The organism is Kitasatospora sp. NPDC085895 (assembly GCF_040702125.1).
GTDB lineage: Bacteria > Actinomycetota > Actinomycetes > Streptomycetales > Streptomycetaceae > Kitasatospora > Kitasatospora arboriphila.
On record NZ_JBFBJY010000064.1, the window covers coordinates 40405 to 51267 of the forward strand.

Consider the following 10863-nt stretch of genomic DNA (forward strand, 5'->3'; position numbering starts at 1 on the left):
CCGGCCGTCGGCGCCCCCTCCGCTTCACAGATTTGTCATATTTTGTTACCTATCAGGTGATATTCCGTCGGCTGACGGTGGAACACATCCCCTTCCTGAATCCGGAGAAAGGGACCCACCGTGCTGATGGAGTTCACCGAGGTCGAGCCGGACGGCGGCTGCGGCTGCCCCGGCTGCGGCGCCCGAAGCCTCGCGCGGCTGCACGCCGCCCGCACCCCCGCCGCCGGGCCGGCCACCCGGGGAGCCCGCCGAGCCGCCGTGCTGGTCGCCGCGGTCGGCACCGTCCTCGGCGGCGCCACCAGCGCCATAGCCGCCGTCCCGCGGGCCGCCGCCGCGGACACCCCCGCCCCGACCCCGACCTCCCCCCAGGGCGAGGTCGCCGGCCCCTACGGCGGCGAGGGCGAGCAGCCCCGCGCCCTGCTCCGCGCCACCACCCGCGAGGAGATCCTCGCCCGCGCCCAGGTGTGGGTGGACAGGAAGGTGCCGTACGCGATGAGCCGGTACTGGTCGGACGGCTACCGCCAGGACTGCTCCGGCTTCATCTCGATGGCCTGGGGCCTGGGCAGCAGCCAGACCACCTGGACACTGCCGAACTTCGCCGACCGGATCGCCAAGGACGACCTGGAGCCCGGCGACGCGCTGATCTACAACGACTCCGCCAACCCGCAGGGCGGCTCGCACGCCGTCCTCTTCGGCGGCTGGACGGACTCCTCGCACACCCGCTACACGGCGTACGAGCAGACCAGCCCGAACACGATCAAACGCAGCACCCCGTACGCCTACTGGAGCCACTCGAGCTCCTACCTGCCGTACCGCTACCGGGGCGTCGCCGCCGCGGCGGACGGGGAGGCCTTCCCCGGGTCGGTGTGGTTCGGCATCGGCCAGACCAACCAGTACGTGAAGCGGCTGGGCGAGATGCTGGTGCAGCGCGGTGCCGGGCGGTTCTACACCGAGGGCGCGGACGCCACCTGGAGCGAGGCGGACCGCAGGGCGACCCAGGCGTTCCAGCAGGCGCAGGGCTGGACGGGCACCGAGGCGGACGGCGTCCCGGGCAAGGAAACCTGGGCGCTGCTGGTGGCCGGCCGCGGTCGGGACGTCCCGCCACAGGCCCCGCAGCCGGTGCCGCCGCCGGTGCCCACCGTCCCCGGCGTTCCCGGCGTCCCGACGGTGCCGACCGTGCCCCCGGTGCCGAGGGTCCCGGGTGCGCCGGCGCAGGCCTTCCCCGGGACGGACGCCTTCGGTCCGGGCCGGGTGAACGCCGCCGTGCAGCTGCTCGGCGAGCAGCTGGTCCGCAGGGGCTACGGCGGGTTCTACACCGTCGGCCCGGGCCCCGAGTGGACGGAGGGCGACCGGCGCAACGTCGAGGCGTTCCAGCTGGCGCAGGGCTGGACGGGCACCGAGGCGGACGGCTACCCCGGTCCGCACACCTGGCGGCTGCTGTTCGGCTGAGCCGCGCTCAGGGGCGGCCGACGCCCGCGCCGTGCACCCTCACCCAGGCGTGCATGGCGATGGCGGCGGCCGCCCCGGCGTTGATCGACCGGGTGGAGCCGAACTGGGCGATCGAGCAGACCGCGGCGGAGTGCTCCCACGCCTCCGGGGTCAGCCCGGGGCCCTCCTGCCCGAAGAGCAGCACGCAGCGCTCCGGCAGCTCGTAGGTCTCCAGCGGGACGGCGCCGGGCAGGTTGTCGATGCCGATCACCGGCAGTCCCTCGGCGGCCGCGAAGGCGGCCAGCGAGGCGACCGAGTCGTGGTGGCGGACGTGCTGGTAGCGGTCGGTCACCATGGCGCCGCGCCGGTTCCAGCGGCGCCGACCGACGATGTGCACCTGCCCGGCCAGGAAGGCGTTGGCGGTGCGCACCACCGAGCCGATGTTGAAGTCGTGCTGCCAGTTCTCCACGGCCACGTGGAAGCCGTGCCGCCGGGTGTCGAGGTCGGCGACGATCGCCTCGCGGGTCCAGTACCGGTAGCGGTCCACCACGTTGCGGCGGTCGCCGTCGGCCAGCAGCCCGCGGTCCCAGTGGTCGCCCTCGGGCCACGGCCCGGGGTGCGGGCCGACGCCGATCTCCCGGTCGTCGGGCACGAAGGCGTCGTCGTACTGCTCGCCCTCGTGGGGCACTCCGGTCTCGCTCACGCCCCCGAGGGTACGCGGCGCGGCCGGACGGCCCGTTCCAGGTCGCCGAGCGCCTGCAGCATCAGCTTGGCGCCGGCCCGGGCGACCACCGCGCGGTCCTCGTGACCGGGCACGGCGTCCCCGACCGGGTACCCGTCCCAGCGGGCGTAGGCCTCGCGCAGCCCGGAGAAGTCGACCGGCTCGCCGATCAGCACCCCGGCCGCGGCGATCGCGGTGGCGTACTGGAGCTCCTCGGCGAACTCGGCCGCGCCGGCGACGGGCGGGCTGTCCCGGTGCGGCACGTGCGCCTCCATCAGGACGGCGCTGCGGGCGAGGAGTCCGACCGCGGTGCGGGCCCGGTCGAGCTGCTTGCGGCTCAGCTCGGGCAGCCGGTCGCCGTGCTTGACCGGCTCGGCGTCGGCCCGTTCGAGCGCCTCCATCAGCTCGGCGCGGGCCTCCCGGGAGTCGAGCAGCGCGTCCCGCACCCCGCGGTCGTCGCGGCCCTCCGGATCGCCGTACGCCTGGAGCACGGCCGCCCCGTAGCGGCCGGCCGCGGCGAGCCACTCGGCGAGCCGCTCCGCGAGCCGCGCGGTCTGCCAGGTCGGGAAGAGCGCGTAGGCGCCGAGCGCGGTGGCGCCGCCGAGCAGGGTCAGCAGCACCCGCTCCAGGGCGGTCTCCAGCGGGTTCCCGGCCTGCAGGCCGAGCAGGAACACCACGTAGGAGGAGACGCAGGCGGTGGTGAAGGCGTAACCGGTGCGGATGGTCAGGTAGGCGCCCGCGATGCAGACCACGGCGAGGGCGGCGGAGAGGTACGCGCCCGGGTCCAGCAGCTGCACGACGGCGGTGGTGACGGCCACGCCGACGACCGTCCCGGCCAGCCGGGCCACGCCGCGGCTGAAGGTCTGTGCGAAGTCGGGCCGCATCACCATGGCGGCGGTCAGCGGCGCCCAGTAGCTGTGGTGCAGCCCTGTCGGCCGGGCGGCCAGGTAGGAGAGGGTGACCACGGCCGACATCCGCACGGCGTGCTGGAAGACCGCGGAGCGCGGCTGCAGCTGGCGGCGGACGGCCTGGAGGGCGACCGGCACGATCTTCAGCAGCGACGGTCGGCGCAGTTGCGGGCCGGTCGTCCGCACGACGGTGCGGTCCTGCCGGTCGAGGGCACCGACGGCCCGGGAGAGCTGGGTGGCGAGCCGTTTGGCGGCCCGGCGGGCGGCGCCGGTCAGCTCCGGGCCCTGGGCGGCCTCGGCGAGGGTCAGCGCGGGGGTGCTCGTCGGCGGCCGGACGGCCTCGCCGGCCCGCACGGCGGTGGCGACGGCGTCCAGGAGTTCGGCCGCGGCGGCGAGGACCTCGCGGGCGAGGTCGCGTCCGGGGCCCTCGGCGGGGGCGCCGACCGCCGGGTCGGCGAGGGCGGCGAGGGCGGGCCGGATGTGCTCGGCGACGGCCCGCAGACCGCGCATCTCGGGCGGCCGGTGCCGGGCCTGCCAACCCGTCAGGGCGCCGGCCCGCCGGGCGGTCATGAACGGCTCGGGGTCGAGGACGGCGACCGGGTCGTGGCGCAGTCGGCGTGCGTAGTGGCCGAGTTCGGCGTAGGCGTCGGCGAGGGCGTCGCGGTGGCCGCGCCAGCGGTCGACCGGCCAGAGCAGCGTGACCAGCGCCTGGACGGCGCCGCCGAGAGCGCAGAGCAGGCCGTGGCCGAGCGCGCCGGCCAGGCTGACGGGCAGTTGGACGACGACCAGCATCACGGAGATCGTGGTGGCGGCGACCGTACCGCCGGTCGGGCCGACCGCCCAGATCATCCCGGCGCCGAACGCCCAGACGGCGAGCAGCACCGGGAAGGCGCCGGGCACGCCGACGGCGGCGTAGCCGAGGAAGGTGCTGATGCCGAGGCCGAGGCCTGCGCCGACGGCGATCGAGGCGCGCGGGCGGAAGGTCCGCTGGAAGGTCGCGGTGCCGGCGATGAATCCGCCCATCGCGGCCGAGGTGGCCGGGCCGGTGCCGGCGACCGCCAGCACCGGGAACAGCACCAGGCCGACGGCGAGTGCGCCGCGCACGGCCCGTCGCGGGTCGGAGAGTTCGCGGGCCGGGAGGAGTCCGGCCTTCGCAGTCTCCCGGAGTGCGACAGACCAGGGCATGTCGGGCAGTCTAGGGCGAAGGCGGGCGCGCCGCCGGGAGGCGTACGGCCGCCCGGAGCCGTCGGGCGGCCGGGCCGCAGCGGGCGTCCAGCCGCTCCAGGAAGGCGGTGGGCAGGAAGACCAGGTCGGCGGCGATCATCGCCAGCGAGAAGAACGGCAGCCCGAGGACGACCGCGATCGCCGAGTGCTCGGCGATCATGAGGGCCAGCAGCACGTTCTTCAGGCGCCGGTTCGCGAGCGTGAACGGGAAGGCCACCTGCAGGATCACCGTGCCGTAGCTGAGCACGAAAGTGATCAGCAGGCTGGAGCCCAGCAGCGCGGACAGCTCCGGCCAGGGGGCGAAGTAGTCGAGGTGCAGCGGGTAGTGCAGGGCGGTGCCGTCCTGCCAGCGGGAGCCCTGCACCTTGTACCAGCCGGCCGTGGAGTAGATCAGCACCACCTGTGCGGCGATGATCGCCATGCCGCAGTTGTGCAGCATGGTGACGAGCGCGTCGCGGACGGCCGGCAGCTCCCCGGCGGGCGCGGTCGGCGCCTCCCGGCGGGCCCGGCGGCGGGCGTCCAGCGACCACACCAGGCCGGAGCGGACGAGCACCAGGTACATCGCCATCAGGTGCACGACGTTGTCGCCGCCGTCGCCGACCAGCACGTTGCGGTTCTGCAGGGAGAGCACGGTGACGGCGAAGAGCACGGCGCTCGCCCGGGTGCGCCAGCCCAGCACCATCAGCACGGCGGCGAGGATCCCCAGGTGGTAGACGGTCTCGAACCAGAGCCGGCCGTCCGACCAGGAGAGCACGGTGAAGGCGTGGGTCGCGGAGAGCAGCCGGTCGGAGAGGTCGGCGGACCACGGCGAGCGGTCGCCGTACAGCACCCGCCGGTTCGGCCACTCGCGGAGCAGGAAGCCGAGCCAGGCGAGGCCGAAGCCGATCCGGACCACCGCCGCCTGGCGGCGGCCGACGACGGTGCCGGTGAAGGCGTCGAAGAGCCGCTCGAAGCGGGTGGGCGGCGCCGCCGCGACCGGCGCGGGGTCGGCGGCCGCGACCGGGTCGGTGGCCGTTCCGCTCACAGCAGCCCCCGGTAGTCGTCCTCGTCCACCGGCCACCAGGGCAGTTCCTTGTACGGGGTGGACTCGCCGGGCTCCTCGGTGCTCCAGGCGGGCGGCGGGACGGCCTTCGCCGCCGAGCGGAACTGGATCTGCAGGATCCGCTCGCCGCCGGCGGTGCGGCCGAACCGCTGCAGGGCTATCCGCTTGAGGTACTCCTCGGCGAGCTTGCCGCGCTGTCCCGGCACGGCGCCGTCCTCGGCGGGGTGGCTGGACTCGTAGAAGTCCCAGGCGCGGCGCAGCATGTTCTGGTCGACGTGGCTGGGCGCCGGGTTGTGGCGTATCGCGGCGGCGTCCCGGGCGGTCAGGCCGGTCCAGTCGCGGGTGTGCACCTCGCCGTCCTCGGCGATGGTCTGCACCCGGGCGTCGACGGTGACGTTCTGCTGCAGCGGGTTGGGCGCGAACAGCTTCCAGTTCTGCTCGAACTCGGGGTAGACCAGCCCGTCCAGCTGCTGCCGGTACTCCTGGGAGAGCGCGTTGGACGGGGCGTTGTGCAGGAACAGCGCCCCGAGCAGGATCGCCGTCCCGCCGATCATGCCGGCCCCGGAGAGGCAGAGCACGGTGAGGGCGGGGGTGGACCAGGTGCGCACGCGGTGTCCTCCCCTACGGCTGCTGCGGCACGGTTCGCCCGGTCATCCTGCCGTACCGGCGCGCCGGGGGACAGGGCCGGGGAGTGCCCCGGGCACGGCCGGGGGCCCGCCGGAGCGGGTCCCCGGAGCCGGGCGGGCGGCCCGCGGTGCGGTCAGAGGACGAACGGGTCCCGGCCGTCGGCGGCGGTCATCGGGCGGCCGGCGGCCTCCCAGGCGAACATGCCGCCGTCCACGTTGACCGCGTCCCGGCCCTGCGCGACCAGGTACTGGACGACCTGGGCGGAGCGGCCGCCGACCCGGCAGAGCACGTACAGCCTGCCGTCGGGCAGCTCGTCGATCCGGGCGATCACCTGGCCGATCGGGATGTGCAGCGCGCCGTCCACGTGGCCGGCGTCCCACTCGTCCTGCTCGCGGACGTCGAGCAGTGCGGCGTCGGCCGGCACGGACGCGGCGTCGGTGGTGGGCAGCGCTTGCGCGAACATCGTCGGATTCTCCTGGGCGTGGGTGCGGGGGCGGTTCTGCGAGGGGTCCTCCCCTCCATTGTGCCGACCGGCCGGCGCCGGACCGGGCACGACGTCGTCGCCGAGCAGCCGCTCCAGGTCGGCGCGCCGCTCGGAGGCCCGGGCGAGGAGCTGCTCGGCGAGCTCCTCCAGCAGCCGCTCCGGCTCCTGCGGCGCCAGCAGCAGCAGCTCGCCCATCGGGGTGCGCTCCAGGCGGACCTGCTCGGTGGCGAGCTGGCCGATCCGCGCGGTCAGCCACTCCAGGCGGCGCAGCAGCCAGTCCGGCCGGTCGGGGGAGTCAGGGTCGGGCGCGGTCTCCGGGGCGGTCGACCACTCGCCGGCCAGCTCCTCCAGGCCGGCGGTGTCGCCCTGCGCGTACGCCTCGTTGACCCGGGCGATGAAGGCCGAGCGGCGCTCCTGCTCGGCCGGGTCGGTGGTGAGGTCGGGGTGGGCGCGGCGGGCGAGGTCGCGGTAGATCCGCTGGGCGTTCCGGTCGGGCCGGACCTTGGCGGCGGCCGGCGGCTCGGGGGCGAGGTCGGCGGCGGCCGGGTCGTCCGGCTCGGCGACCCGGCTGCGGGCCTCGGCCGCGCGGCGCAGCGCCTCCGGGTCCCCGGTGCGGACGGCGACGGCCTCGGCGATCAGCGCGTCCAGCTCGTCGAGGCGGGCGTACAGCGGCCCGAGCAGCTGGTGGTGGACCAGCGCGAAGTTGTCGATCTCCACCCGGAGGGTGGCGACGTCGACGTCGAGGGTCAGCCAGGCCAGTTCGGCGGCGGCCACCCGCTCCTCGAGCAGCAGCCGATCCTGCTCGCTCCACTGGACGGGGCTCTCCGCGCTCACCAGTCCGCCTCCGCATGCACCCGGTCTCCGAGCCTGCCACCCTACCGGGGGGCCGGACCGGTCCGCCGGGCCCGCGTCCCGGTACTCCTTCCGGTTGAACCCGCAGCGCACACGGGCGCTCACCCAGCGACACGCAACTGATACCGAGGAATCTCCGCGATTCGCTGTCGGAGCCGGGCTCGCACGTGCTTCGCTGGAGGGTGCCTCCGTCCTACGCCGCGCCTGTGGCCGAGCGCAGCCCGGGGGCCCGCGTACAGAAGGATGGGACACGCAGGAGCGGCCGGGGACAAGGAGCCGGTGCGCCGCGCCGACACGGCGGCCGCTCCCCGGCAGGGCGGCCAGGCGGGAGCAGACCGAACCGATGGTGGACGAGCCGAACTCCGCACCGACGGCGGGAGGGGCCGCGGGGGACCCTCCCTCCGGAGTGGTCGCCCTGCTGCGCGTCGCCGCGGTGATGGTCGACCCGGACGGCCGGATCGCGCTGTGGAACCGCGCCGCGGAGGAGCTCTTCGGGCACCGGGCGGAGGTCGCCTGCGGCCGCACCGCCTCCGGTCTGCTGCCCGCCGTCGAACCCCGCCCGGAGACCGGTGCGCCGCGTCCGGGCACGCCGCCGCGGCGCTGCGACGCCCTGGACACCCTGGACGACCTGACCCGGCCCGACGCAGCCTGGTCGGGCGCGATGGCCGTGGTCGACCGCGAGGAGCGGCTGCGCGACGTCATCTGGTGGGCGTATCCGCTGGTCGAGCCGGCCGGCCGCAGCCTGCTGGCGCTGGCCGCGGACGCCCGGCCGCTGCGGGCCGGCGGGCCGCGGATAGCGCTCGGCGAGCGGCTGCTGGCGTACGCCGCGGCGCCCGCCGCGACCGGTGCCTTCCACCGGGTCTCCCCCGCCTTCGCCCCGGTCGGACCGGGCGGTGCGGCGCAGCTGGACGGCCTGCTGCCGCGCGGCTCCGAGGAGCGCCGCCGACGGCTGCTCGGGCAGGTCGCCGCGGCCGGGGTGCCCGCGCTCTGGGTGGACGCGGCGACCAGACTGCCCGTCCTCCCCTACGAGCCGGCCGGCCGCGGCGCGGCCCGGGTCGCCGCCGGACTGGTCCGCCGGTACCCGACCCCGCAGCAGCGCGCCGACCGGCCCCGGGCGGCCCGCCGCCCGGCCGATCCGGCCGCGCCCGGCGGGCGCCGCACGATCGGCCTGCAGGTCCTGCCCGCCGGGGCGCCGCGCGGCGCCGAGGACGGGCAGGGGATCGGCACCACCGTGCCCGGGCAGCGCGAGTCCGGGGCGGTCACCGCGAACGGCCAGAGCCAGGGAGGCCCAGCCATCGAGTCCACCGCCAACGGCACCGCGCCCGTCAGGGCCGCCGTCGGGTCCGCTCCGCCGCAGGGCCGATCGGACGGGCCGGACGGACACCCCTACGACACCCCCGGTGTCCCGGCACCGCCGGCACCGCCGTCCGTCGAGGTGCTGACCGTCAGCCAGGCCGGCGAGCAGCTGGCCCTGCTGAGCGAGGTCGGCAACCGGGTCGGCACCACCCTGGACCTCGACACGACCGCCCGCGAGCTGTGCGAGGTCCTCGTCCCGCGGGTCGCCGACTTCGCCTGCGTCGACCTCCTGGACGGCCTGATCTCCGACTCGGAGCTGCCCGACGAACGCCCGGACGACCGGACGATGCTGCGCCGGGTCGCCCGCGCGGTGAACAGCTCCCCCGGCCACTGGGACCACGTCCTGGACGAGGGCGCCCTGCTCGCGATGCCCCGTTCCACGCCGCCGGGCCTCGCCCTGCAGGAGAACCAGCCGGTGCTGGTGCCGGTGATCGACCCGGACGTGGCGGTGGACTACGCGGCCTCGCTGGGCGGCGGGCCGGACCTGGTGCCGGTGGTGGTCGGCCGGTCGATGCTGGTGCTGCCGCTGTCCGCCCGGGGCACGGTGCTGGGCATCCTGAAGCTGCTGCGGCTGCCGGACCGCTCGCCGTTCGACAAGTCCGACGCCGCCACCCTGAAGGAGCTGGCGGCCCGGGCCGCGCTGTCGCTGGACAACGCCCGGCTGCACCGGGCGGAGTCCCGGGTGGCGACCACCCTGCAGCGGTCGATGATCCCGACCCGGCCGCCGCGGATCCCCGGTGTGCAGATCGCGCACCGCTACCTGCCGGGCGACTCCCGGGCGGAGGTCGGCGGCGACTGGTTCGACGCGATCCAGCTGCCGGGCAGCCGGGTCGCCCTGGTGGTCGGCGACGTGATGGGCCACGGCCTGCACTCGGCGGCCGCGATGGGCCGGTTCCGCACCGCCATGCAGACCCTCGCCGCACTGGACCTGCCGCCCGGCCAGCTGCTGCGGCACCTGGACAACCTGGCCCACAAGCTCGGCGACGACCACCTGGCGACCTGCCTGTACGCGGTCTACGACCCGATCAACCGCACCTGCGAGCTGGCCAGCGCCGGGCACGTCCCGCCGGTGCTGGTGCACCCCGACGGCCGGGGCGAGCTGCTGGAGATCCCGGAGGGCGCGCCGATCGGCGTCGGCGGGGTCCCGTTCGTGGCGAAGCGGATCGACGTCTCGGACGGCTCGATGCTGGTGATGTGCACCGACGGCCTGGTTGAGGTGCGGGGCGGTGACATAGGAGAGGGCCTGGCCGCGCTCTGCGGCAACCTGATCGACCCCAAGCAGACCCCGGACGAGGCCTGCGACACGGTGCTGGAGCGGCTGCACACCGACGACCGGGCCGACGACGTCGCGCTGCTGGTCGCCCGCTTCGACGGCGTGCCGCCGAGCGAGGTGGCGACCTGGGAGCTCGCCGTCGCGGAGGGCGAGGTCCGCCGGGCCCGGTCGCTGGTGCGCGGCCAGCTCGCCGCCTGGGGGCTGGACGCCGTGGACGACACGGTGGAGCTGCTGGTCAGCGAGCTGGTGACGAACGCCGTCCGGGTCGCCAGGGACCACGTCCAGCTGCAGCTGATCAGGGTCGACAAGCTGCTGGTCGAGGTCAGCGACGACAACCACAACCTGCCGTCGCTGGAGCCCGCCGGTTCCATGGACGAGCACGGCCGGGGGCTCCACCTGGTCAGCAAGCTCGCCGAGCGCTGGGGGACCGCCCGCAAGGCGGTCGGCAAGGTGGTCTGGTTCGAACTGGCACTGCCCAGGGGCTGAAGGGCGCCGCCGTACGGCCCGGGGCCGTACGGCGGGGCCGCGGCACGGCCGGGTGGCCCCGGCGCACCGGGTCAGCGGACGAGCGGCACCGCCGTCCGCGGTCCGCCCTCGGCCGCCACGGAGGCGGCCGCGCCCACCCCGGCCAGCACCCGCGGCCAGAACTGCCCGAAGACCTCCAGCGAGGCCGCGATCAGCCCGGCCACCAGCACCGCCACGACGTGCTCCAGCCCGGCGAGGTTCGGCAGCAGCACGGCCTCGACGACCATCGCCAGCACCACCGCGCCGCCCGTCCACCAGGCCCGGCAGCGGATCGCCACGCAGACCGCCAGCGCGACCACGGCCGCGGACGGGCCGGTGTCCCGGACGTGGCCCACCCAGGTGGGGAAGCCGAAGAGGTGCTCCGGGCCGAGCTCCACGCCGATCCGGGCGAAGAGCGTGCCCGCCAGGGTGCAGGCGTAGGCG

Annotated in this window: 7 protein-coding genes and 1 pseudogene; 2 read left to right on the plus strand and 6 right to left on the minus strand. The window is 75.8% G+C overall.

The genetic code is table 11. The annotated features are described in order from the left end of the window. The first annotated feature begins 126 nt into the window (after positions 1-126). On the plus strand, positions 127-1449 hold the full coding sequence (locus tag AB0442_RS30620) for a peptidoglycan-binding protein (RefSeq protein WP_366166886.1): 1323 nt from the start codon (positions 127-129) through the stop codon (positions 1447-1449). 7 nt (positions 1450-1456) lie between these two features. Here AB0442_RS30620 and AB0442_RS30625 read toward each other — a convergent pair whose 3' ends face one another. From AB0442_RS30625 to AB0442_RS30645, 5 genes are all read right to left on the minus strand, one after another. After that, complete coding sequence (locus AB0442_RS30625) at positions 1457-2116, minus strand: TrmH family RNA methyltransferase (protein ID WP_366166887.1); 660 nt, start codon at positions 2114-2116, stop codon at positions 1457-1459. An 11-nt stretch (positions 2117-2127) separates the two neighbouring features. Then, on the minus strand, positions 2128-4242 hold the full coding sequence (locus tag AB0442_RS30630) for an FUSC family protein (RefSeq protein ID WP_366166880.1): 2115 nt from the start codon (positions 4240-4242) through the stop codon (positions 2128-2130). 10 nt (positions 4243-4252) lie between these two features. Then, a complete protein-coding gene (locus AB0442_RS30635; RefSeq protein WP_366166881.1) occupies positions 4253-5305 on the minus strand; it encodes an HTTM domain-containing protein in 1053 nt (350 codons plus the stop codon). Continuing rightward, a complete protein-coding gene (locus tag AB0442_RS30640; RefSeq protein WP_366166882.1) occupies positions 5302-5931 on the minus strand; it encodes a DUF5819 family protein in 630 nt (209 codons plus the stop codon). The genes AB0442_RS30635 and AB0442_RS30640 overlap by 4 nt, the downstream gene beginning before the upstream one ends. Before the next feature lie 152 nt (positions 5932-6083). Then, on the minus strand, positions 6084-7268 hold the full coding sequence (locus AB0442_RS30645; protein ID WP_366166883.1) for a rhodanese-like domain-containing protein: 1185 nt from the start codon (positions 7266-7268) through the stop codon (positions 6084-6086). 361 nt (positions 7269-7629) lie between these two features. On the opposite strand from AB0442_RS30645, the gene AB0442_RS30650 reads away from it, so the two are divergent. Next, a complete protein-coding gene (locus tag AB0442_RS30650; RefSeq protein ID WP_366166884.1) occupies positions 7630-10401 on the plus strand; it encodes a SpoIIE family protein phosphatase in 2772 nt (923 codons plus the stop codon). Between the two features lie 71 nt (positions 10402-10472). Here AB0442_RS30650 and AB0442_RS30655 read toward each other — a convergent pair. Continuing rightward, positions 10473-10863: pseudogene (locus AB0442_RS30655) on the minus strand (hypothetical protein); the annotation flags it as partial.